At 64.1% G+C, this 24158-nt stretch carries 21 protein-coding genes; 13 read left to right on the top strand and 8 right to left on the bottom strand.

Going from position 1 to position 24158, the window contains the following annotated elements:
* Positions 1 to 113 precede the first annotated feature (113 nt).
* The 4 genes from coaBC to RO07_RS19940 form a co-directional block, all read right to left on the bottom strand.
* Positions 114 to 1325 carry a bifunctional phosphopantothenoylcysteine decarboxylase/phosphopantothenate--cysteine ligase CoaBC gene (gene coaBC, locus RO07_RS19955; RefSeq protein ID WP_039405143.1) on the bottom strand — a complete coding sequence of 404 codons (1212 nt, stop codon included), beginning with the start codon at positions 1323 to 1325 and terminating at the stop codon, positions 114 to 116.
* A gap of 122 nt (positions 1326 to 1447) precedes the next feature.
* On the bottom strand, positions 1448 to 1993 hold the full coding sequence (gene lspA / locus RO07_RS19950) for a signal peptidase II (protein WP_039405139.1): 546 nt from the start codon (positions 1991 to 1993) through the stop codon (positions 1448 to 1450).
* A complete protein-coding gene (gene ileS / locus RO07_RS19945) occupies positions 1993 to 4830 on the bottom strand; it encodes an isoleucine--tRNA ligase (RefSeq protein ID WP_039405136.1) in 2838 nt (945 codons plus the stop codon). The genes lspA and ileS overlap by 1 nt, the downstream gene beginning before the upstream one ends.
* Before the next feature lie 150 nt (positions 4831 to 4980).
* Positions 4981 to 5973, bottom strand: a complete 993-nt coding sequence (locus tag RO07_RS19940) for a bifunctional riboflavin kinase/FAD synthetase (protein ID WP_039405133.1) — start codon at positions 5971 to 5973, stop codon at positions 4981 to 4983.
* Positions 5974 to 6195: 222 nt separating this feature from the next.
* On the opposite strand from RO07_RS19940, the gene purN reads away from it, so the two are divergent.
* The 6 genes from purN (at position 6196) to nadC (ending at position 13366) form a co-directional block, all read left to right on the top strand.
* Positions 6196 to 6846 carry a phosphoribosylglycinamide formyltransferase gene (gene purN, locus RO07_RS19935; RefSeq protein ID WP_039405130.1) on the top strand — a complete coding sequence of 217 codons (651 nt, stop codon included), beginning with the start codon at positions 6196 to 6198 and terminating at the stop codon, positions 6844 to 6846.
* Positions 6847 to 7007: 161 nt separating this feature from the next.
* On the top strand, positions 7008 to 8279 hold the full coding sequence (locus RO07_RS19930; RefSeq protein WP_052267427.1) for an RsmB/NOP family class I SAM-dependent RNA methyltransferase: 1272 nt from the start codon (positions 7008 to 7010) through the stop codon (positions 8277 to 8279).
* Positions 8280 to 8325: 46 nt separating this feature from the next.
* Positions 8326 to 9750, top strand: a complete 1425-nt coding sequence (locus RO07_RS19925; RefSeq protein ID WP_072637107.1) for a mechanosensitive ion channel family protein — start codon at positions 8326 to 8328, stop codon at positions 9748 to 9750.
* A gap of 290 nt (positions 9751 to 10040) precedes the next feature.
* Positions 10041 to 11237, top strand: coding sequence for a DesA family fatty acid desaturase (locus RO07_RS19920; protein WP_039405127.1), 1197 nt, complete (start codon positions 10041 to 10043; stop codon positions 11235 to 11237).
* Between the two features lie 93 nt (positions 11238 to 11330).
* Entirely contained in the window at positions 11331 to 12464 is a 1134-nt protein-coding gene (gene nadA / locus RO07_RS19915; protein WP_039405125.1) for a quinolinate synthase NadA, read from the top strand.
* Entirely contained in the window at positions 12461 to 13366 is a 906-nt protein-coding gene (gene nadC, locus RO07_RS19910; RefSeq protein ID WP_052266747.1) for a carboxylating nicotinate-nucleotide diphosphorylase, read from the top strand. Before nadA ends, nadC begins: the two co-directional genes overlap by 4 nt.
* Before the next feature lie 84 nt (positions 13367 to 13450).
* Here the strand turns inward: nadC and nadB are convergent, their stop codons facing one another.
* The 4 genes from nadB to radC all read right to left on the bottom strand — a co-directional run bounded on the left by nadB (position 13451) and on the right by radC (position 16616).
* Positions 13451 to 15055: an L-aspartate oxidase gene (nadB, locus tag RO07_RS19905; RefSeq protein ID WP_039405123.1), complete on the bottom strand. Its 1605-nt coding sequence runs from the start codon at positions 15053 to 15055 to the stop codon at positions 13451 to 13453.
* A 243-nt stretch (positions 15056 to 15298) separates the two neighbouring features.
* Entirely contained in the window at positions 15299 to 15466 is a 168-nt protein-coding gene (rpmG, locus tag RO07_RS19900; RefSeq protein ID WP_010807102.1) for a 50S ribosomal protein L33, read from the bottom strand.
* Between the two features lie 16 nt (positions 15467 to 15482).
* A complete protein-coding gene (gene rpmB, locus RO07_RS19895) occupies positions 15483 to 15716 on the bottom strand; it encodes a 50S ribosomal protein L28 (RefSeq protein WP_039405121.1) in 234 nt (77 codons plus the stop codon).
* A 225-nt stretch (positions 15717 to 15941) separates the two neighbouring features.
* Entirely contained in the window at positions 15942 to 16616 is a 675-nt protein-coding gene (radC, locus tag RO07_RS19890) for a RadC family protein (RefSeq protein WP_039405119.1), read from the bottom strand.
* 159 nt (positions 16617 to 16775) lie between these two features.
* Here radC and RO07_RS19885 point away from each other — a divergent pair, with 159 nt between their 5' ends.
* The 7 genes from RO07_RS19885 (at position 16776) to RO07_RS19855 (ending at position 24036) form a co-directional block, all read left to right on the top strand.
* Entirely contained in the window at positions 16776 to 17231 is a 456-nt protein-coding gene (locus tag RO07_RS19885) for an FKBP-type peptidyl-prolyl cis-trans isomerase (RefSeq protein ID WP_039405117.1), read from the top strand.
* Between the two features lie 8 nt (positions 17232 to 17239).
* Entirely contained in the window at positions 17240 to 18214 is a 975-nt protein-coding gene (gene ispH / locus RO07_RS19880) for a 4-hydroxy-3-methylbut-2-enyl diphosphate reductase (RefSeq protein WP_039405116.1), read from the top strand.
* A gap of 788 nt (positions 18215 to 19002) precedes the next feature.
* Positions 19003 to 20211: a branched-chain amino acid ABC transporter substrate-binding protein gene (locus RO07_RS19875; protein ID WP_039405114.1), complete on the top strand. Its 1209-nt coding sequence runs from the start codon at positions 19003 to 19005 to the stop codon at positions 20209 to 20211.
* Between the two features lie 211 nt (positions 20212 to 20422).
* A complete protein-coding gene (locus tag RO07_RS19870; protein WP_039405113.1) occupies positions 20423 to 21373 on the top strand; it encodes a branched-chain amino acid ABC transporter permease in 951 nt (316 codons plus the stop codon).
* Positions 21374 to 21391: 18 nt separating this feature from the next.
* Positions 21392 to 22528 (top strand): ABC transporter permease subunit, encoded by a 1137-nt coding sequence (locus RO07_RS19865; protein WP_237171305.1) that lies wholly within the window; start codon positions 21392 to 21394, stop codon positions 22526 to 22528.
* Positions 22529 to 22549: 21 nt separating this feature from the next.
* Positions 22550 to 23323, top strand: a complete 774-nt coding sequence (locus RO07_RS19860) for an ABC transporter ATP-binding protein (protein WP_039405111.1) — start codon at positions 22550 to 22552, stop codon at positions 23321 to 23323.
* Positions 23323 to 24036, top strand: coding sequence for an ABC transporter ATP-binding protein (locus RO07_RS19855; protein WP_039405109.1), 714 nt, complete (start codon positions 23323 to 23325; stop codon positions 24034 to 24036). Before RO07_RS19860 ends, RO07_RS19855 begins: the two co-directional genes overlap by 1 nt.
* Positions 24037 to 24158 lie beyond the last annotated feature (122 nt).

Here is a 24158-nt window from a genome sequence, read left to right as displayed (position 1 = left end):
CAGTCTGTCAGCGCCGCCGGACAACGGTGATGACAGACGGAGAATCGAGGCACGTCGGCGCCGTCACGGCTGTCGCGGCATCCGTGCACGCGCCGGCGAAGCGAAGGCGCCGATCAGCCTGGCGCGCGCGAGGGCAGCCGCGCGGCGATCTCGATGATCAGGCTGCGCGCGAGCGATCGCTTGTCGGCGCGGGGCAGGCGCTTCTGGCCGGCGTCGTCGAACAGGATGACCTCGTTGTCGTCCTGTCCGAACGTGGCCGGGCCGAGATTGCCTACGAGTAGCGGTACCTGCTTGCGGAGGCGCTTTTGCGCGCCGTTCTTCTCCAGATCGCCCGATTCGGCGGCAAAACCCACGCAATACGGCGGCTTCGGCAACTGCGCCACAGCCGCGAGAATGTCGGGGTTCTGGACGAACTCGAGCGTCGGCACGTCGGCGTCGCCAGTCTTCTTGATCTTCTCGTGCGCCACATCGCGCACGCGCCAGTCGGCGACGGCCGCCACGGCGATGAAGATGTCGTTGCGCGAGGCGTCGGCCATCACCGCGTCGTACATCTGCTGCGCGGTCTGGACGTTGCTGCGCGTCACGCCCCACGGCGTGGCCAGCGACGTGGGACCGGCCACCAGGTGCACGTCGGCGCCGGCTTGCGCGGCGGCCCGCGCGAGGGCGAAGCCCATCTTGCCGCTCGACAGGTTGGTCAGGCCGCGCACCGGGTCGATCGGCTCGAAGGTCGGGCCGGCGGTAATCAGCACGCGGCGCCCGGCCAGCCGCTTCGGTTGGAAGAAGCCGACCATCGCCTCGTAGAGATCCTCGGGCTCGAGCATGCGTCCGTCGCCGATTTCGCCGCAGGCCTGGTCGCCGCTGCCCGGACCGAGCAACGTGACGCCGTCGCCGCGCAGCGTGGCGGCGTTTCGCTGCGTTGCCGGGTTGGCCCACATCTGACGATTCATGGCCGGTGCGACGAGCAGCGGACAGTCGCGCGCCACGCACAGCGTGGAAAGCAGATCGTCGGCCATGCCGTGTGCGAGCTTCGCGAGAAAGTCGGTGGAGGCGGGGGCAACGAGAATGGCGTCGGCCTCGCGCGAGAGGTCGATGTGCGCCATGTTGTTGTCGATGCGGTTGTCCCACTGACTGGTGAAGACCGGGCGACCCGAGAGTGCCTGCATCGTGAGCGGGGTGATGAATTGCGTGGCGGCGTCGGTCATGACGACCTGTACCGCAGCGCCGGCCTTGACGAGCAAGCGCGTGAGTTCGGCCGACTTGTAGCAGGCGATGCCGCCCGTCAGGCCGAGAACGATGGTCTTGCCCGCCAGTTCACCGCGATCCATAGGGAAATGCTCCTCCAAAGTGCCGCGCGGCGCCTCAGGGGCGCCGCGACGGTGTTTGCATCGCTGCGTGCCGTGCCGTGGCACCACGCACGCAGCGCGCCGCAAGTCCTGCCACGGCGGCGCTATTTGCCGCGCCGCACGCGTCGCAACTCGTCGATGACCAGCAGCACCGCGCCCACGCAAATGGCCGAGTCGGCCACGTTGAACGCTGGCCAGTGCCAGCCGCCGACGTGAAAGTCGAGAAAGTCGACCACGTGACCGTAGATCACGCGATCGATCACGTTGCCCAGCGCGCCGCCGAGAATCAGCGACAGCGACAGGCAGAACATCTTCTGGCCGTTGTGGCGCTTGAGCAGCCAGATGATGACCGTGGCCGCCACCACGCCCAGCAGCGTGAAGAACCAGCGCTGCCAGCCACCGGCCGTGGCCAGAAAGTTAAAGGCCGCGCCCTTGTTGTACACCAGCACCAGGTTGAAGAACGACGTCAGCGGGCGGAATTCGCCGTACTGAAACGTCTTCAGTATGGTGAGCTTGGTGACCTGGTCGAGCAGAATCGCAATGACCGCGATGCCGAGCCACGGCGCCAGGCCGAAGCCGGCCGCGCCGCGGGCGCCACTGTTGCCGCCGCTACGCTTTGCGCCCGTACGAGCGCCTGCTTTGCCTGCCATTATGCCGCGCTCCGGTGTTCGCCGCTGCCGAACAGATTCGACACGCAGCGGCCGCACAGGGTCGGGTGCGCGGCGTCTGCGCCCACGTCCTCACGGTAGTGCCAGCAGCGCTCGCACTTCTGGTGCGCCGACGGCGTGACGACCACGCCTTCGTCCGCTTCCGTCGCCACCTGGGTCACCGAGGCGGCCGAGGTGATCAGCACGAAGCGCAGATCGTCGCCGAGGCTTGCGAGCACCTCGAACTTGCGTCCCGACACGCGCACGTCCACTTCGGCCTGCAGCGACGAGCCGATCTGCTCGGCGGCGCGCGCCTCTTCGAGCGCCTTGGTCACATCGCCGCGCACCGTGCGAAGCAGATGCCACTTCTCGAGCAGACGCGTGCCCTCCGCGACTTCCGGATAGGCGTAGAACGTCTCCGTGAAGATCGTGTCGTTGCCCGGCTGGAACACCTGCCACGCTTCTTCCGCCGTGAACGACAGGAACGGCGACATCAGCCTGAGCAGGCCCTGCGTGATGTGATACAGCGCGTTCTGCGCGGCGCGACGTGCCGGCGCGTCCGGAGCGCTCGTGTACAGACGGTCCTTGAGGATGTCGAGGTAGAAGCCGCCGAGGTCTTCGGAGCAGAACGTCTGCAACTTGGCGACCACCGGGTGAAACTCGTAGCGGTCGTAGTGGCCGAGCACTTCGGTCTGCAGCGATTGCGCCAGCGCCACGGCGTAGCGATCGATCTCCAGCCATTGGTCCTGCGGCAGCGCGTGCTTCGCGTGGTCGTAGTCGGCGAGGTTCGCGAGCAGGAAGCGCAGCGTGTTGCGGATACGGCGATAGCTCTCGACCACGCGCTTGAGAATTTCGTCGGAGATCGACAGCTCGCCCGAGTAGTCGGTCGACGCCACCCACAGACGGATGATCTCGGCGCCGAGCTTGCCCGCGACTTCCTGCGGCACGATCGTGTTGCCGATCGACTTGGACATCTTGCGGCCCTGACCGTCGACCGTGAAGCCGTGCGTGAGCAGCGCCTTGTACGGTGCACGGCCGTCGAGCATCGACGCGGTGAGCAGCGACGAGTGGAACCAGCCGCGATGCTGGTCCGAGCCTTCCAGGTACAGGTCCGCGGGGAAGCCCAGCTCATGCGCGTGCGAGCCGCGCAGCACGTGCCAGTGCGTCGTGCCCGAGTCGAACCACACGTCGAGCGTGTCGCGGTTCTTCACGTAGTCCTTGGCCTCGTCGCCCAGCAGCTCGACCGGGTCGAGGGTCTGCCAGGCCTCGATGCCTTCGATTTCCACGCGCTTGGCCACGGCCTCGAGCAGTTCCGGCGTGCGCGGATGCAGCGCGCCGGTTTCCTTGTGCACGAAGAACGCCATCGGCACGCCCCATTGACGCTGGCGCGAGAGCGTCCAGTCCGGGCGGTGCGCGATCATGTTGTGCAGGCGCTGCTTGCCCCACGCCGGGAAGAACTCGGTCGCTTCGATGGCGGCCAGCGCGATCTCGCGCAGCGTCTTGCCGTCGCCCGGCGCGCCGTCGACCGGCTTCACGTCCATGCCCGCGAACCACTGGTTCGTCGCGCGATAGATGATCGGCGTCTTGTGACGCCAGCAGTGCATGTAGCTGTGGGTGTACTTGAACGAGTGGAACAGCGTGCCGGCTTCGCGCAGCGCTTCGACGATGTGCGGGTTGGCGTCCCAGATCGACTGGCCGCCGAACAGCGGCAGGCTGTCCTGGTAGCGGCCGTCGCCGAGCACCGGCATGCGGATTTCCGAGTCGGGCATGTCGTGCGCCTTGCACGACAAGAAGTCTTCCACGCCATAGGCCGGCGCGGAATGGACGATCCCCGTGCCGGTATCGGTCGTCACGTAGTCGCCCAGGTAGATCGGCGAAGTGCGCTCGTAGCCGGCGTCCGCCTTGGCGAGCGGGTGATGGAAGCGGATGAGCGACAGCGCTTCGCCCTTCGTGCGCGCGACGATCTCGCCGTGCAGACCGTAGGTCTTCAGGCATTCCTCGACGCGTTCGGTCGCGAGGATCAGCAGGCCGCGCTCGGTCGAGACCAGCGCGTACTCCACTTCGGGATGGACGTTGAGGGCCTGGTTCGATGGGATCGTCCACGGCGTGGTCGTCCAGATGACGATGTAGCCGTCTTCACGCGGCAGCCTGGGCAAGCCGAAGGCTGCGGCCACTTTCTCCGGCTCGGCGAACGAGAAGCCCACGTCGATGGCCAGATCGGTCTTGTCCTTGTACTCGACTTCCGCTTCGGCCAGTGCCGAGCCGCAGTCGAAGCACCAGTTCACCGGCTTCAGACCGCGATACACATAGCCGTTCTCCAGGATCTTCGCGAGGGCACGGAGCTCGTCGGCTTCGTTCGAGAAGTTCATGGTCTTGTACGGATTGTTCCAGTCGCCGAGCACGCCCAGACGCTCGAAGTCCGCTTTCTGACGCTCGATCTGCACGGCCGCATAGGCGCGCGCCTTCTCCTGCACCTCGCGCACCGGCAGATGCTTGCCGAACTGCTTCTCGATCTGGATTTCGATGGGCATGCCGTGGCAGTCCCAGCCCGGCACGTAGGCCGCGTCGAAGCCCGCCAGGCTGCGCGCCTTGACGATCATGTCCTTGAGGATCTTGTTGACGGCGTGGCCGATGTGGATGTCACCGTTGGCATACGGGGGACCGTCGTGCAGGATGAACTTCGGGCGTCCCTTGCTGGCGCGGCGGATCTTGTCGTAGATCTTCTTTTCCTGCCACTGCTTGACCCACAGCGGCTCGCGCTTGGGCAGATCGCCGCGCATCGGGAACGGTGTGTCCAGCAAGTTGACGGGGTATTTGCTCGGTGCTTTCTTTTCGCTCATGGTGCTTCGCTACGAATTTTGGAATATCGGGTGTGGGGCGCTCGCGCCGGCGGCGTTTGCCGTGCGGTCCGGTACAGCGCCCGCAGCAAGGGCCGAAGGCGGCGGCGGGTCGCGTGCGTGGCGCTGGGCGCCGGCGCACGCGGGCGAAGATCAACTAATTCGGTCGGTGGCCGAGGTGGCGAAGTCGCGTCGTGCGCTCGGGCCGTTGGCGTCGAGCGCGTGGGCGAAGTAGGCGCGTGCCTCGCGCGTGTCCTGGGCGATGGCGGCTTCGAGTTCGGCCAGCCCGTCGAACTTCGCTTCGTCGCGCAGCTTCTGCAGGAATTCGACCCCGACGAGCTTGCCGTAGCAATCGCCGACGAAATCGAGCAGATGCACTTCGAGCAGCACGCGGCCGGAGTCGTCCACGGTCGGGCGCAGGCCCATGCTCGCCACGGCGGGTAGCGGCCTCTCGGCAAGACCGTGCACCTGCACCACGAAAATGCCCGAGAGGGCCGGGTGCTTGTGCGCGATGCGCAGGTTGAGCGTGGGAAAGCCGAGCTTGCGGCCGAGCTTCATGCCGTGCACGACGTGGCCCGTGATGGCGTACGGGCGGCCAAGCAGCGCATGGGCGCGCTCGAAGTTGCCATCGGCCAGCGCCGTGCGCACTTCCGAGCTGGAGATGCGCACGCCGTCGTGCGCGATGGTCGGCATCTGCTCGACGACGAAGTCGAAGCGGCGGCCGGCGTCGCGCAGGTATTCGATGTCGCCCGCGCGCTTGGCGCCGAAGCGGAAATCGTCGCCCACGAGCAGCCAGCGGGTGTGCAGGCCGTCGACGATGATGTTGCGCACGAAGTCTTCGGGCGACTGACCGGCGAAATGGGCGTTGAAGTGCTCCACCACCAGTCGGTCGACGCCGTGCGCGCGCAACGCCTCGAACTTGTCGCGCAGGTTCGAGATGCGCGCAGGCGCCTTGTCCGGCGTGAAGTACTCGCGCGGGTGCGGCTCGAACGTCATCACGCACACGGGCAGGCCGCGCGCGGCCCCTGCGGCGCGCACGCGCGCGAGCAGCGCCTGATGGCCCAGATGGACGCCGTCGAAATTGCCGATCGTCAGCACGCAGGGCGCCTTGCTTTGCGCGTTGGGTAGACCCCGGAAGACTCGCACGATAAAGGAAGCGTCAGTACAGGACGTTGAGTGAGCGTTGGTGGAGGAACCGCGCGGCGTGGCCGTGAGGGGCCGGCGGCCTGTGGCGGCGGGACGGGCCCGGCGGCGCAGGACGGCCGATCCGACATTGCGGCGCCGCAGAACGTTGAATTATAAACGCTTCGGGGCCTTCGCGGCGCGGATCGGCTGTCTGGTGCGACGCGCCAATGATAAAATCCGCCGATGAAGAACATTGTCATCCTGATTTCCGGACGAGGCAGCAACATGCAGGCCATCGTCCGGGCCTGTACCGCCGAAGGCTGGCCGGCCCGCGTGGCCGCCGTCATCGCCAATCGCGCCGAGGCCGAAGGCCTGGCATTCGCGCAGGAAAACGGCATCGCCACGGCGGTTGTCCCCAGTCGGGGCAAGACCCGCGAGGCGTTCGACGCCGAACTGGCCGCCGAAATCGACCGCCACCAGCCCGATCTGGTCGTGCTCGCCGGTTTCATGCGCATTCTCACGCCGGACTTCACCGCGCGTTACGCCGGCCGACTCATCAACATCCATCCCTCGCTGCTGCCTGCGTTCACCGGCCTGCAGACGCACGCCCGTGCGCTCGACGCCGGTTGCAAGATCGTCGGCGCCACGGTGCATTTCGTCACGGCCGATCTCGATCACGGCCCCCTCGTGCTGCAGGCCGCGGTGCCCGTGCGGGCCGGCGACACGCCCGACACACTCGCCGCGCGCATTCTGCCGCTCGAACACATCATTTATCCGCGCGCCGTGCGCTGGTTCGTGGAAGACCGCCTGGTCGTGGCCGATGGCCGCGTGACGGTCGCCCCCCGGGCCGACGGCACGCCCGAACCGCAATGGCTCTTTGGTGAGGACGCATGAGCACACGCCCGACCCAGCGCCGCGATGGCGCGTATTCCGGTGGCCGCAATGGCGGCAAATCGTTCGATTCCCGTGCGTCGGGCAAGGGCGGCCGCGGCGGCCGTCCGGGCGCGGAGCGCCGCCATGGCGCCCCGGAAGCCCCGCCGGCGGAGACCGCCCGCATGCGAGGCGACCGTCTGTCGCCCGCCCTGTTCGAGCACACCCAGATGCTGCTCGGCAGCGTGCTCAAGTTCACCGGTCCGGCCGACACGCTCGTGAGCACGTATTTCCGCGCCAACGCCAAGCTGGGCCACCGCGAGCGCGGCGTGCTCGCCGAGACGGTCTTCGCCATCCTGCGTCGCAAGCTTGAATTCGGTCAGCACGCCACGAGCGGCTCGGGGCCGCTGGAGCGTCGTCTGGCGCTGCTCGGACTGGCGTTCACGCGCGGCATCGCATCGGTGGAGCTGGTCGCCACGCCCGAAGAGGCCGCCTGGCTCGAACACGTCGGCCAGATCGATCCGGCCAGTCTTGCCGTGCGCGTGCGGACCAACTTGCCGGAATGGCTCTACGAACGTCTGGCCAAGCGGTTCGACGCGCAGGAGCTCGAAGTGCTCGCCGCCGCCCTGAATCAACCCGCGCCGCTCGACTGCCGCGTGAACGTGGTCAAGGCGAGCCGCGACGACGTGCTGGCGCAGCTGCGCGCGGACGGTTTCTCGGCCGAACCGACGCCTTTCGCGCCGAACGGCATCCGTCTGGCGGGCAAGCCCGCATTGCAGAAGCATCCGCTCTTCATATCGGGCGCCATCGAAGTGCAGGACGAAGGCAGCCAGTTGCTGTGCCAGCTCGTGGCGCCGCGTCGCGGCGAGATGATCGTCGACTTCTGCGCCGGCGCGGGTGGCAAGACGCTCGCCATCGGTGCGCAGATGCGCTCCACGGGCCGTCTGTATGCCTTCGACGTGTCGGAAAAGCGGTTGGCCAAGCTCAAGCCGCGTCTCGCGCGTAGCGGACTGTCGAACGTCTACCCGGTCATGATCGACAGCGAGAACGACAGCAAGATCAAGCGGCTGGCGGGCAAGATCGACCGCGTGCTCGTCGACGCGCCGTGCAGCGGGCTCGGCACGTTGCGCCGCAACCCGGATCTCAAGTGGCGTCAGTCGCCGCAGTCGGTCGAGGAGCTCACGCAGAAGCAGGCGTCGATCCTCGCGAGCGCGGCGCGGCTGGTCAAACCGGGCGGCCGTCTCGTGTACGCTACGTGCAGCCTGTTGACGGAGGAGAACGGCGCGATCGCCGAGGCGTTTGCCGCGGCGCATCCGGAGTTCGTACTGCTGCCGGCGAACGAGTTGCTGGCCTCGCAGAAGATCGCCCTCGACACGGGCAAGTATCTCGAATTGCTACCGAACCGCCACGCGACCGACGGCTTCTTTGCCGCCGTGTTCGAGCGCCGTTCGGCCTGAGATCCAAGGCGGCGGCCGCCCGCTTACAACAGGAAGAGGGATAGCGATGCAGGAAAGTCCGGCTTTCGCGAAGTTGGTGCGGGACGTCGTTCGTGATTTCGGCGACCCGCAGATCGTCTGGCAGATCGTGGCGCTCGTCGGGGCGCTCGTCGTCGCGCTCATTCTCCGACGCTGGATGATCGGGCGGCTCGAGCGCCATTTCGAGCGCGTGGCGCCGGCGCGGCGGGCGGGCTCGTCGAGCCTGCGCCGCTCGTTCTTCCCGATGTTCGGCTGGATATGCGTGGTGCTCACGCGAGTGGCGCTTCAGGACTTTATGCGCGTGTCGCTGCTGCGGCTCGCGGAGGTGCCGCTGTTCGGCACCGCGCTCATCTATCTAGCGTTCTACTTCGTGCGGCGTCTCTTTGCCTCGTCGCCGCACGCCCACGGGCTGCTCAAGATCTTCGAGCGCGTGTTCACCACGCTCGCGTGGCTGTCGATGCTCGCCTACGTGCTGGGCGTGCACGACGACATCCTCGCCTGGCTCGGCAGCGTGCGCTTTGCCGTGGGGGCGAGCCATCTGACGCTGCTCTCGATCCTCTCGGGAGTGCTCTGGATCGGCGTGACGCTCGTGCTCGCCATGTGGGTCGGCGCGTTGATCGAAGATCGCATCATGCGCACGGCCACGCTCGACAGCAACCTGAAGGTGGTGCTCTCGCGGGTGGTCAAGGGCGTGCTGACGCTCATCGCCGTCCTGGCGACGCTGTCGTTCGTCGGCATCGATATCACGGTGCTGGGTGTGTTCGGCGGTGCGCTGGGCGTGGGGTTGGGCTTCGGCTTGCAGAAGATCGCATCGAATCTCGTGTCCGGCTTCATCATCCTGCTCGACCGGTCGGTGCGCATCGGCGACCTCATCACGATCAGCCCGTATCACGGCACGGTTTCGCAGATCAACACGCGCTATACGGTCGTGCGCGGGCTCGATGGCGTGGAGGCGCTCGTGCCCAACGAGCAACTCGTGACGAATGTCGTGCAGAACCATTCCTTTACCGAGACGCGGGGCCGCGCCAAGGTGAACGTGCAGGTGGCCTACAGCGCCGACGTGGAACTGGCGATGTCGCTGATGCTCAAGGCGACGGAGGGCGTCCCGCGCGTGCTGAGCAACCCGGCGCCGACGCCGCTCCTGCTCAATTTCGGTGCGGATGGGATGGATCTTGAAATGGGATTTTGGGTCCAGGACCCGGCGTTGGGCAGCGGCGCCATCCGTTCCGAGATCAATATGCGGATTTGGCGCACTTTTCGCGAGCATGGCATTGAAATACCGTATGCGCAGCGCGAAATACGCATTCTGAACGACTGGGCGGACGGTGTGCCGAGCGCTCCGGTCGATCGGGCGCCTTCGCCATCCGTTTCGCAGGACGCGCCGCCCGACGCTCAGACGACGTCCCGACAGCGCCCGCCACAGGCGGATGACGGCGTGAAGACGGCGCCGTAGACGAAATTACCTACGGCGTCGGGTTGACCTGCGACAAAATGCGTGGCGGGCGGGCTACACACGGGCAACGGTCCGTCAGGTAGAATGCCCCCAAACCATAACAATCCGACGTTCACTGGCACGTTTTCCGCCCATCTCGCCCCGGCATTTCAGCAACTTGCCGACCTCCAGCGAATCCAAGCGTCAAGCGAGCGCAAGAACGAGACCTGACGCGGTGGCGGCGACCCGACAAGACAAGGCGCGGCGGCTCGCCGTGATTGCCACCGTATTGATTAGTTTGGAGTGATATTTTGCTGGACAGTCTTCTTGGATTTCTCTCGACCGGCCTGCTCGACTGGAGCGGCTGGGAGATTACGTTGTTCACGCTGCTGGTCACCCATGTGACCATCGCGGCCGTCACGATCTATCTGCACCGCTGCCAGGCGCACCGTGCGCTCGACGTGCACCCGATCGTCTCGCATTTCTTCCGTTTCTGGCTGTGGATGACCACGGGCATGGTGACCAGCGAGTGGGCCGCCATCCACCGCAAGCACCACGCCAAGTGCGAAACGCCGGAAGATCCGCACAGCCCGCAGACGCGAGGCCTGTGGAAGGTGCTCGCCGAAGGGGCCGAACTCTATCGCGCCGAGGCGAAGAACGAAGAAACGCTGCGCAAGTTCAGCCACGGCACGCCGAACGACTGGATCGAGAACCACGTCTACAAGCGTTATCCGATTCTCGGTGTGAGCTTCATGATGATCATCGACATCGCGCTGTTCGGCGCGATCGGTCTGACCGTGTGGGCCGTGCAGATGGTGTGGATTCCGTTCTGGGCCGCCGGTGTGGTCAATGGCCTGGGTCACTACTGGGGCTATCGCAACTTCAATTGTGCCGATGCGTCGACGAACCTGGTGCCGTGGGGCATCATCATCGGCGGCGAAGAACTGCACAACAATCACCACACGTACGCCACGTCGGCCAAGCTGTCGAACAAGTGGTACGAGTTCGATATCGGCTGGATGTATATCCGCATGATGTCGGCCGTGGGCCTTGCCAAGGTCAAGAAGATCGCCCCGACGCCGAAGCTGGCGAAGAACAAGGCCGCCTGCGACGACGATACGCTGCAGGCCGTGCTCTCGAACCGCTACGAGGTGATGGCCCGCTACGCGAAGACCTTCAAGCGTGCGTACGGTGAAGAACTGGCGCGCTTCAAGGAAAAGCGTCAGCACGGCGAGTATCAGTTGTTCCGCGGCGCGCGCAAGTGGCTGCATCACGACGAAGCCTCGCTGCAAGAGCCGCAGAAGCAGCAACTGGGTGAGATTTTCGCCCACAGCAATGCGGTGAAGACGTATTACGAACTGCGCCGTGAACTGGCCGGTATCTGGGAGCGTTCGAATGCATCGCGTGAGCAGTTGCTGGGGCAGTTGCAGAACTGGTGCCATCGTGCGGAGCAGAGTGGTATTCACGCACTGCAGGAATTTGCTTCGCGTCTGCGTCGCTATGCGTGAACGGGCTCAGCCAGGATTCCGTTTTTGACGCATAATCGAAACCCCGCCACGGCGGGGTTTTGTCATTCCCGGTCCCCCACAGACCACGTGAACATGAACGCCTCACTCAAATCCGTAGAATTCGAGCGCCCCGCACCGAGCGGCGCCACGTGCGTAGCCCATGCCTGGGCGCGCGTTCCGGAGGCACCGTCGCAGGAGGAGCGCGCGGCGCTCAAGGCGCGCATCAAGCGATTGCTTGTCGAGCGCGACGCGGTGCTGGTGGCCCATTACTACGTCGATTCGGACTTGCAGGATCTCGCCGAGGAGACCGGCGGCTGCGTGGCCGATTCGCTTGAAATGGCGCGTTTCGGCCGGAACCATCCGGCCAAGACGCTCGTGGTGGCCGGGGTCCGCTTCATGGGCGAGACTTCGAAGATCCTCAGCCCCGAAAAGCGCATTTTGATGCCGGATCTGGACGCGACCTGCTCGCTGGATCTGGGCTGTCCCGCCGACGAATTCGCCGCCTTCTGCGATGCGCATCCCGACCGTACGGTCGTGGTGTACGCGAATACCAGTGCGGCGGTGAAGGCACGGGCCGACTGGATGGTGACGTCCTCCATCGGGCTCGAGATCGTTGCGCATCTGCATGCGCAGGGCAAGAAGATTCTGTGGGCGCCGGACCGCCATCTGGGCAGCTACGTCCAGAAGCAGACGGGCGCCGACATGCTGCTGTGGCAGGGCGCCTGCCTCGTGCACGATGAGTTCAAGGGGACCGAACTGGAGCTGCTGCGCCGCGAGTTTCCGAACGCCAAGGTGCTGGTGCACCCGGAGTCGCCCGCATCCGTCGTCGAGCAGGCCGATGTCGTCGGTTCCACGTCGCAGATGATCGCGGCCGCGCAAACCATGGACGCAACCGAGTTCATCGTGGCGACCGACAACGGCATCCTGCACAAGATGCGTGCAGCGGCACCGGGCAAGCGTTTCATCGAAGCGCCGACGGCGGGCAACAGCGCCACGTGCAAGAGCTGTGCACATTGTCCCTGGATGGCGATGAACGGTCTGCGGAATCTGGCCGACGTGCTCGAGTCGGGACGAAACGAGATCCACGTCGATCCGGAAATCGGCCGTCGCGCCCACACCTGCATCGACCGCATGTTGACGTTTGCCGAGGCGCGTAAGCAGAACGTGCGCGCCAGCGGCGATTTCGCGCGCGATGGCGCGCTGTTTACCGGCGTAGGCCCCGCATGACGACACAAACCCTTCTCCTGAGCACCGACGAGGCGCTCTCTCCCGATTTCGCCAGCTTCGGCGAACCGCTCGAAGCTGCCCTGTCGCGCAACGTCCGCGACGCACTTGAAGAAGACATCGGCGCCGGCGATCTGACCGGGCTGCTGGTGCCGGCCGACGAAATGGCGCATGCGCGCATCATCGTGCGCGAATCCGCGGTGCTGTGCGGCGTGCGCTGGTTCGAGCGCTGCATGAAGGGCGTGGACACCTCGGTGCGTGTGCAATGGCACTATCGCGAAGGCGATCGGATGACGCCCGACTCGCCGGTTTGCGATATCTACGGCCCGGCACGCGCGCTGCTCACGGGCGAGCGCACGTCGATGAACTTCCTGCAGATGCTCTCGGGCGTCGCCACGGCCGTGCGCCGGTATGCCGACATCGTCGAAGGCACGAAAGCCCGTGTGCTCGATACACGCAAGACGCTGCCGGGCCTGCGTCTCGCACAGAAATTCGCCGTACGCGTGGGCGGTGGGACGAACCAGCGCCTTGCACTCTACGATGGCATTCTGATCAAGGAAAACCATATCGCGGCGGCGGGCGGCATTCGTCAGGTGCTGGCCAACGCCGACCGTCTTGCCGATGACGCACCGGTGCAGATCGAAGTGGAGTCGCTCGAAGAACTCGGGACGGCGCTCGAGTGCGGCGCCAAGTCGATCCTGCTGGACAACTTTTCGCTGGAAATGATGCGCGAAGCGGCCCGGGTGACGGATGGACGCGCGCTGCTCGAAGCCTCGGGCGGTATCAATCACGAAACGCTGCGCGCGATTGCGGAGACGGGCGTCGACCGGATTTCGGTCGGGGGGCTGACCAAGGATGTGCGTGCGACCGACTTCTCGATGCGAATTCTGGAGACGGTCGGTTAAGCTTCGATTGAGTTCTCGTTCGCTTCAAGCCAACAAGCCGCAGGGTCGGACCTGCGGCTTTTTTTATGGCACGTGGGCTGCGCGTCAGTGCTCGCGGCGCGGCAGCTTCGGCGAGAGGACGGTCGGCAGTGCCTTGGGCAGCGTATCGGGGAAGTCGCGCGAGAAATGCAGGCCGCGGCTCTCATGGCGCGACAGTGCGCTGTCCACGATGAGCGAGGCGACGTCGACCAGATTGCGCAGCTCGAGCAGATCCCGGCTCACACGGAAATTCGCGTAATACTCGGCGATTTCCTCGCGCAGCAGCGCGATGCGATGCTGTGCGCGCTCGAGCCGTTTGGTCGTGCGCACGATGCCGACGTAGTTCCACATCATGCGACGCAGTTCGTCCCAGTTGTGGGCCACCACGACTTCCTCGTCGGCGTCCGACACACGGCTTTCGTCCCAGGCGGGCACATCGGCAGCGGCAGGATGTGTGAATTCGCCGCGTTGAATGTCCTCGGCGGCGGCCTTGCCGAGCACGATGCATTCGAGCAGCGAGTTGCTGGCGAGCCGGTTGGCGCCGTGCAGGCCGGTATAAGTAGCTTCGCCGACCGCATGCAGCCCCGGTAGATCGGTGCGGCCCTGCATGTCGGTGACGATGCCGCCGCAAGTGTAATGCGCCGCGGGTACGACTGGGATCGGTTGCTTCGTGATGTCGATGCCGAACTCGGCGCAACGCGCCAGGATCGTGGGGAAATGCTCGCGCAGGAATTCCGGGCTCTGATGGCTGATGTCCAGGTACACGCAGTCGAGTCCGTGCTTCTTCATTTCGAAGTCGATGGCGCGGGCCACGATGTCACGCGGCGCCAGTTCGGCGCGCGGATCGTGCGCAAGCATGAAGCGCGTGCCGTCGGGCAGTACGAGTCGTCCGCCTTCGCCGCGCACGGCTTCGGTGATCAGGAAGGACTTGGCGTAGGGATGGTAGAGGCATGTCGGATGGAACTGGATGAATTCCATGTTCGCGATCCGGCAACCGGCGCGCCATGCCATTGCAATGCCGTCCCCGGTGGCGGTGTCGGGGTTCGTGGTGTAGAGATAAACCTTGCCCGCGCCGCCCGTGGCCAGAACCGTGTGGCGCGCGGTCATGGCGTGCACTTCGCCAGTGCGCAGATCCTGCACGTACAGGCCCTGACAGTGACGTCCAGCCGTTGGCGCTGCGTCGGCGCGATCGGACGTGATCAGGTCGACCGCGAAGTGGTTCTCGAAAAGCGTGATGTTCGGATGGCGGCGCACGCGCTCGGTCAGCGTGGCGATGACGGCGTGCCCCGTGGCATCGGCGGCATGAATGATGCGGCGATGACTGTGGCCGCCTTCGCGCGTGAGATGGAAGCCGAGTTCGGCGTCGTCGTCGCGGGTGAAGGGCACACCCTGGGCGATGAGCCATTCGATCGCTTCCCGGCCGTGTTCGACGATGAAGCGCGTGGCCCCTTCGTCGCACAGCCCGGCGCCGGCAACGAGGGTATCGGCCACATGCTCGTCGATGCTGTCGGTCGAGTCCAGTACCGCGGCGATGCCGCCCTGCGCCCAGTCACTCGCCCCCTCGGGCATGGGGCGCTTGGCAACCAGTGCCACGCGGCAGGTGTCGGCCAGATGCAGGGCGACGGACTGGCCGGCGAGTCCACTGCCGACGATAACGACATCGAAATTCATGATACGGGCTGTCTCCGGAGTCGTCGCCACGGCGGTGGGGCGATTCTCGTAATGGAAAGTGAGCCAGTATAGCGAGTCAATACGCGAGTGACACAGGAGGCTATGCGCACATTGACGAAATAGTGCCTTGCCTGACTACGCAAAGCGTAGCGCGGCGGATTTTGGGGCGCCAGAAATGAAAAACCCCGCCAGTGGCGGGGTATCGAACGCAGCAGCGAACTGCCGCGAGAAAACCTGTTGATCTTATTTGATCTTGGTTTCCTTGTACGGCACATGCTTACGAGCCACCGGATCGAACTTGCTGATTTCCATCTTTTCCGGATGGGTACGCTTGTTCTTGGTGGTCGTGTAGAAATGACCCGTGCCAGCGGTCGATTCCAGCTTGATCTTGTCGCGAGCGCCTTTTGCCATGATGAGCTCCTAAAACTTAGATGGCGTTGCGCGAACGCAGGTCGGCCAGAACGGCGTCGATGCCATTCTTGTCGATCAGGCGCAGACCCGCATTCGAAATGCGCAGACGCACCCAACGGTTTTCGCTCTCAACCCAGAACCGGCGATTTTGCAAGTTCGGGAGAAAACGGCGCTTGGTTTTGTTGTTGGCGTGGGAAACGTTGTTGCCGACCATCGGCGCTTTCCCGGTCACTTGACATACGCGTGCCATGAAGCACTCCTAACCCAGAATTCTGTGTAAAAAAATGGTGAGTCGAAAAGACAGACCGCGATAATACCACAAAAATCCCAGACAAATCAATCGCTTTAGTCGATGTAGGATGCGAGTCCCTGGCGGGAAACGTCTGTCGGAGATTCGGGGAAGGGACGGATTATAGCGCAAGCAGCCCCCGAACGCGACATGCTTGCCAAATTCTTGTGCAAATGTTGCAGGAAGTCACACCTCGCCGTGCTCTGCGAGCGAGTACACACTGCTGCCGGCCACGATGAAATGATCCAGCAGGCGGATCTCGAGCAGCGCCAGTGCTTCGCCCAGTTGCCGCGTGAGCGCCAGGTCGGCGGCGCTCGGGTGCGGCACGCCGGACGGATGATTATGGGCGACGATCACCGCCGCCGCATGGACTTCCAGGGCAGCCCGCACGATTTCCCTCGGGTAGGCGCAGGTCTGGGTGAGCGTGCCCTCGAACATCACCCGCGTGCTCACGAGCCGGTGGGAGGCATCGAGAAACAGACAGGCGAAGCGCTCGCGCGAGCGGTCCTGCAGCGTGAGCCGAAGGTAATCGCGTACGCGCGCGGGCGAATCGAGGAGGCTGCCGGCCTGCATGCCTTCACCGAGCATGCGGCGCGCAACTTCGAGCGCGGCCTGAAATTGGAGGCACTTGGCCTGACCGAGCCCCGGGACTTGGCGCAGCGTCTCGAACGGCATGGCGAGAAGCCGGGCGAGCGAGCCGCTGCGGGCGAGCAATTCGCGGCCGAGATCGACGGCGTTGCGTCCGTGCGAGCCGGTGCGCAGCAGGATGGCGAGCAATTCGGCGTCGGAGAGCGCGCCGGGGCCGCGAGCGAGCATTTTTTCGCGGGGACGCTCGGTGAGCGGCCATTGGGCGATGGACATGACGACTCCTGTGGCGGACGCGCCCGGGCGCATGATGCCGGTGCGTCTCAAATAAAGGTACCGCCGCCGACGGAAAAAATCGGGGCAGCTTCGATGGGGAGCCGGACGCGCAACGCGTCGTCATTTACAATAATAGCTTGACCCTGCTGTGAGACCCCCATGAGTTCTGTCGCAACCCCCGTGGTTCAAGACGATTCCTATCTGACGCTCCACTACCGGATTGCCGCGCCCGACGGTGCGGACATTGTCAACACTTTCGAAGGCACGCCTGCCACGCTGCAGCTCGGCGGTGGCCAGATGGCGCCGACGCTGGAGCAGGCGTTGCTGGGAATGACGGTGGGGGAGCGGCGCCGCATCGAACTGGCGCCCGAGCAGGCGTTCGGCCCGCGTAATCCCGAGTTGCTGCAGCGCGTCTCGATGAAGACGCTGCAGGAAAACAGCAACTTTGGCGAGGAATACAGCGTGGGCGACCTGGTCGAGTTCAACGCGCCGAGCGGTGGCCGCTACGCGGGCATCCTGCGCGAACTGGGCGACGGCTGGGCATTGTTCGACTTCAACCACCCGCTGGCCGGACAGCCGATCGTGTTCGAAGCCCGGATTATCGGCATTCTGTAGGAATCGAGATGAGCGCCACCCAATTCGTAGCACCGACGCTGTCGGATGCGGAAATCCTGCTGGCCCAGCCGCGAGGCTTCTGTGCTGGCGTCGACCGTGCCATTGAGATTGTCGAGCGCGCGCTGGCGATGTACGGCGCGCCGATCTACGTGCGCCACGAGATCGTGCACAACGCGTACGTCGTCGAGAATTTGCGCAAGAAGGGCGCGATCTTCGTCGAGGAACTGACGGACGTGCCACCCGGCAACACGTTGATTTTCAGCGCCCACGGCGTGTCGCAGGCCGTTCGCACCGAAGCGGAAGCCCGTGGCCTTCGCATTTTCGACGCCACGTGTCCGCTGGTGACCAAGGTGCACGTCGAAGTCGCGAAGATGCGCGACCAGGGCCTGGAGATCATCATGATCGGCCACAAGGGCCATCCGGAAGTCGAAGGTACGATGGGGCAGTCGGGCGAGGGCATGTTCCTCGTGGAGACGATAGAGGACGTCCTGGCTCTGCAAGTCGCCGACGAGAGCAAGCTGGCTTACGTGACGCAGACGACGCTCTCCGTGGACGACGCCGCCGAGGTCATCAACGCGCTCAAGACGCGCTTCCCGTCGATCACCGAGCCGAAGAAGCAGGACATCTGCTACGCCACGCAGAACCGCCAGGACGCCGTGAAATTCATGGCGCCGCAGTGTGACGTCGTGGTGGTCGTTGGCAGCCCGAACAGTTCCAACTCGAACCGCCTGCGCGAAGTCGCCGAGAAGATGGGCGTGCCGGCCTACATGATCGATTCGCCGGATCAGCTCAAGCCCGAGTGGTTCGACGGCAAGCGTCGTATTGGCGTGACGGCAGGGGCATCGGCGCCGGAAGTCCTGGCACAGTCGATCGTGTCGCGTCTGCGCGAACTGGGCGTGACTCAGGTCAAGGTGCTCGAGGGCGTCGAGGAGAACATTGCGTTCCCGCTGCCCAAGGGCCTCACGCAGGTGGCGGCCGGCTGAGCGCCAACCTCGTGAAAAGCGGCTGCGGTTCGCGTTAACGCCGCACACGCACCACAGTCGCAACGCACCCGCACCCGCACCACACACGCAACGCAGGCGCCGCGTCGCCATCGAACCGGAGTGTCGCATCGGCGACCTCCGGTTTTTTATTGCCTTTCACCCCGCCGCCCGTTTTTCCTTCGGGCGCTATCCCTACCGCCGTCATCGGCGCGCCGATGCCCTTCCGTAATTGACTCGGATGGTCTCTTGATCCAGCTCAAAAAACATTGCGGAATTTATGCGCGGACATCGCACATTTTGCAAAATTCCCGCATGTCCGAATCGGTGCACTTTTGCGTCTCATCTATTGAAACTGATTGCCGCAATTCTTAATTCAACAATTATGGAATTGAATCGAAAAAGCGATAACCGTTTTTTGAAAGACCAGTTATTTATATGCTTCCTTAATTAGACGAAAACCTCCAGAGCGATTGGGCACAGGAATTGCTTATTGGGTTGGTGCGCTATTGAGGCCCATAGATGGTGCGTTGCATGCACCATGAAGCCGCCCGTGCCGATGCGCGCGGGTGAATAAAATCTTTAACGAATCCGGGGTTGCGCTTTTGAAAATTCAGGGTTGCACAAGTTGGTATAAACCTTAGGCCTCCATTATGGAAAACCCTGTGGCGGCGGGCGTCGCAGCCGCAAAGAATGGAGTTACAATGCGCGCGTTTCGCATACGAAACATTGAATTGGCGTCATTGACGTCATTGGCGTTATTAAAGCGCCGACAATCAGGAGATAATCACATGCAACTCAAGTTCGCGAAGGTACTGCCCGTGGTCGCGGCAGTGACGCTGTTGGCGGCATGCGGTCAGAAGGAAGAAAAGCAGGCCGGTTCGGGTGCCGCTTCTGCACCTGCCGCGACGACTGCCGCCAGCGGGGGCGGCGATGCGGTTGTAGTCAAAATTGGTCACGTTGCACCATTGACGGGCCAAATTGCTCACTTGGGCAAAGATAACGAAAATGGTGCACGCCTCGCCGTCGAAGAAGCCAACAAGGCTGGCCTGACGATCGACGGCAAGCCGGTCAAGCTGGAACTGGTGGCGGAAGACGATGCCGCCGATCCGAAGACCGCAACGCAAGTTGCCCAGAAGCTCGTCGACGAGAAGGTGGTCGCGGTGGTGGGTCACTTGAACTCGGGCACCACGATCCCGGCCTCGAAGATCTACAGTGACGCCGGCCTCGTTCAGATCTCCCCGTCGGCAACCAATCCGGCCTATACCCAGCAGGGCTTCAAGACGACCTATCGCGTCGTGGCAACGGACGCCCAGCAGGGTCCGGCACTCGCCAACTACGCCACGAAGTCGTTGGGCGCCAAGTCGGTGGCCATCGTCGATGACGCAACGGCCTACGGCAAGGGGCTGGCCGACGAGTTCGAGAAGACCGCCAAGGCCAACGGCCTGAAGGTGCTCTCGCACGACGCGACCAACGACAAGGCCACGGACTTCCGCGCGATTCTGACGAAGATCAAGGGCGAGCGTCCGGACATCATCATGTACGGCGGTATGGACGCCACCGGCGGCCCGTTCGCCAAGCAGTCGAAGGAACTGGGCATCGGCGCCAAGGTGCTGGCCGGCGACGGCGTGTGTACCGACAAGGTGGCCGAACTGGCCGGCGACGCCATCGACAACATCGTCTGCTCGGAAGCGGGCATGGCGCTGTCGAAGATGGAGGGCGGTGCGGACTTCTCGAAGCGTTACGAAGATCGCTTCAAGCAGCCGATCCAGATCTACGCCCCGTTCACGTATGACGCCATCAACGTGATCATCGACGCCATGAAGCGTGCCAATTCGGCGGACCCGGCGAAGATCCTGGCTGCCATGCCCGCCACGGATTACAAGGGTGTCATCGGTCACATCGCCTTCGACAGCAAGGGCGACATGAAGGAGCCGGTGATCACGCTCTACAACTACAAGGACAAGAAGAAGAGCGTGCTTGACGTGGTGAAGATGTAAGTCCCGGGCGCTTGCGCCATGAAACGGCACCGTTGCCTACCCGTTCGGTGCCGTTTCTTTATCTGCGGAACGATGTCGTGCCTGCATGACGGGCACGGCCCCCCTCCTGACACAGGATTACGCCTCATTACCCGCAGTTCTTCCGGCCTCGTCGCACGCCCTATCGGGCAAGCGCGCCGGGAGCCCGTTTTCGGGACAAGGAGTTAGTTTCATGGATATTTTTATCCAACAAATCTTGAACGGCCTCGTGCTTGGCAGCGTCTACGCGATCATTGCACTGGGCTATACGATGGTCTACGGCATTCTGGGCATCATCAACTTTGCCCACGCCGACGTGATGATGATCGGCGCCATGGTCGCGCTGTCCACCATCAACCTGTTGTTGAAGGTCGCGCCGGACATGAACCCGGCGCTCATGCTGGCCATTGCCACGCTCGTGTGCATGCCCGTGTGTGCCCTGGCCAACGTCGTGATCGAGCGCGTGGCCTATCGGCCGCTGCGCAACGCACCGCGTCTCGCGCCGCTGATCACCGCCATTGGCGTGTCGCTGCTGCTGCAGACCATCGCCATGCTGATCTGGTCGCGCAACCCGCTCTCGTTCCCGCAACTGCTGCCGACCGATGCGCTCACGATCATTCCGCAACGCGGCGAGCATCCGGGGGCGGTGACCAACGGCACCGGTATCGTGATCGTCGTGGTCGCATTCCTGGTGATGTTCGGTCTGACGCAGCTCGTGAACCGTACCAAGCTCGGGCGCGCCATGCGGGCGACGGCGGAAAACCGCAACGTGGCGGGCCTCATGGGCGTGAATCCCAACTTCGTGATTTCCGCGACCTTCGCGCTGGGCGGCGCCCTGGCGGCGCTCGCGGGCGTGATGATGGCCTCGAACTACGGCAACGCCCACTTCTACATGGGGTTCATCCCTGGCATGAAGGCCTTCACGGCCGCCGTGCTCGGCGGCATCGGCAACCTGCAAGGCGCGATGGTCGGCGGCGTGCTGCTCGGCCTGATCGAAGCGCTCGGTGCCGGCTACATCGGCGATCTCACCGGTGGGGTATTCGGAAGTAACTACCAGGACGTTTTTGCGTTCATCGTCCTGATCGTCGTGCTGGTGTTCCGTCCGAGCGGTCTGCTTGGCGAACGCGTGGCCGATCGTGCCTGAGCGGGGAGGAAACACATCATGAATCAACCCGTGCAAACCTCCTCCGGTCCGGCCACGCAGATTTCCGCCGCGGCGGCCACGCGCCGCGCCTATCGCGGTCTGGCGCTGTTCCTGCTCGCGGCGATCTTCGCGCCCATGCTCGTCGGCTATGCCGGCGGCAACTACTGGGTGCGCGTGCTCGACTTCGCGCTGCTATACATCATGCTCGCGCTGGGCCTGAACATCGTCGTGGGCTTTGCCGGCCTGCTCGACCTGGGCTACATCGCGTTCTATGCCGTGGGCGCGTATGTCACCGCGTTTTTGAGTTCGCCTCACCTGACCACGCAATTCGAGTGGATCGCGCATCTGTTCCCCGCCGGCCTGCACGTACCGGTATGGTTCACGATCCCCATCGGCGCGGCGGTCGCGGCGGTGTTCGGCATTCTGCTCGGTGCACCCACGCTGCGCCTGCGCGGCGACTACCTGGCCATCGTGACGCTGGGTTTCGGCGAGATCATCCGCATCTTCATGAACAACCTCGACCGGCCGGTGAACATCACCAACGGCCCGAAGGGGATCACCGGCATCGAGCCCGCGTCGCTGTTCGGCTTCGATTTCTCGAAGGCGCACAACTTCTTCGGGTTCCAGGTGAGCTCGGTGTACATGTACTACTACCTGTTCGTGTTCCTGGCGTTGCTCATTGCGTTCATCTGCGTGCGCTTGCAGCACTCGCGCATCGGACGCGCCTGGGTCGCCATCCGTGAAGACGAGATCGCCGCCAAGGCGATGGGGATCAACACGCGCAACATCAAATTGCTCGCGTTCGCCATGGGGGCGTCGTTCGGCGGCGTGGCCGGTGGCATGTTCTCGGCGTTCCAGGGCTTCGTCTCGCCCGAGTCGTTCACCTTCTGGGAGTCGATCGTCGTGCTCTCGATGGTGGTGCTCGGCGGCATGGGCCACATTCCGGGCGTGATTCTGGGCGGTGTGCTGCTCTCGGCGTTCCCCGAGATTCTGCGCTCGACCATGGGCCCGTTGCAGATGAAGATGTTCGGCAGCGTCATCGTCGATCCCGAAGTGATCCGGCAGTTGCTGTACGGTCTGGCCATGATCCTGATCATGCTGTACCGTCCGGCCGGCCTGTGGCCGTCGCCGCGTCCGGAAGAGCGGACTCTGTAAGCCGAGGGAGACGAATTCAAGATGAGCGAACAAATTCTTCTGTCCGTCAAGGGCGTGAACAAGCGCTTCGGCGGTCTGCAGGCCCTCACCGATGTGGGGCTGGAGATCAAGCCGGGGCAGATCTATGGCCTGATCGGCCCCAACGGTGCGGGCAAGACCACGTTCTTCAACGTGATCACCGGTCTCTACACGCCGGATTCGGGCGAATTCCGTCTGGCGGGCGAGTCGTACAAACCGACGGCCGTGCATGAAGTGGCGAGGGCCGGCATTGCGCGCACGTTCCAGAACATTCGCCTGTTCGGCGGCATGACCGTGATCGAGAACGTGATGGTCGGACGCCACGTGCGCACGAAGATGGGCGTGATCGGCGCGATCGTCCGCTACCCGGGCGCGAAGGCCGAGGAGCGTGCCATTCGCGATCGTGCGATGGAGTTGCTCGAGTATGTGGGCGTGGCGAAGTACGCCAATTACACGGCGGCGAACCTCTCGTACGGCCACCAGCGTCGTCTCGAGATCGCGCGTGCGTTGGCGACCGATCCGAAGCTGCTCGCGCTCGACGAGCCGGCTGCCGGCATGAACGCGACCGAGAAGGTGGAGCTGCGCGGTCTGCTCGACAAGATCCGTAGCGACGGCAAGACGATCCTGCTCATCGAGCATGACGTGAAGCTGGTGATGGGCTTGTGCAACCGCATGACGGTGCTCGATTATGGCAAGGTGATTGCCGAAGGTTTGCCGCAGGATGTGCAACGCAATCCCGCGGTGATTGAAGCGTATCTCGGTGCGGGAGGCCATTGATGAGCGCAATGTTGACGATCAAGGGCCTGAAAGTCGCTTATGGCGGTATCAAGGCGGTCAAGGGCATCGACCTGAACATTCAGCCGGGCGAGCTGGTCACGCTCATCGGCGCGAACGGGGCGGGCAAGACGACCACGATGAAGGCGATCACGGGGCTGTTGCCGTGGGCCGACGGCGACATCGAGTATCTGGGCAAGTCGATTCGTGGCGTGAAGGCGTTCGATCTGCTCAAGCAGGGGCTGGCGATGGTGCCGGAAGGTCGTGGCATCTTCACGCGCATGACCATCCTCGAGAACATGCAGATGGGCGCGTATCTGCGCAACGACAACGCGGGCATCAAGCAGGACGTCGACCGGATGTTCGGCATCTTTCCGCGTCTGAAGGAGCGCAAGGACCAGCTCGCGGGCACGCTCTCGGGCGGTGAGCAGCAGATGCTGGCAATGGCGCGTGCGCTCATGAGCCAGCCGAAGCTGTTGCTGCTCGACGAGCCGTCGATGGGACTCTCGCCGATCATGGTCGAGAAGATCTTCGAAGTGGTGCGCACGGTGTCGGCCGAGGGCGTGACGGTGCTGCTCGTGGAGCAGAACGCACGTCTGGCGCTGCAGGCCGCGCACCGCGGCTACGTGATGGACAGTGGTCTCGTCACGATGACCGGCGACGCCAAAACCATGCTCGACGATCCGAAGGTGCGCGCCGCGTATCTGGGAGAGTAAGGTGGAATAAGGTGGAGCAGGAGATGAGCGTCGATTTTCGTCGACGCCGCATCGACTTGGAACCCCAAGGCCGCGGATGGACGTCCGCGCCTTGGGGTTTTTTGTTGCCTGGAAGCGAGCCT

It is taken from the genome of Pandoraea pulmonicola, assembly GCF_000815105.2.
GTDB classification, from domain to species: Bacteria; Pseudomonadota; Gammaproteobacteria; order Burkholderiales; family Burkholderiaceae; genus Pandoraea; species Pandoraea pulmonicola.
The sequence above is the reverse complement of the archived record's forward strand: the minus strand, read 5'-3'. Positions and strand labels throughout refer to the sequence as shown.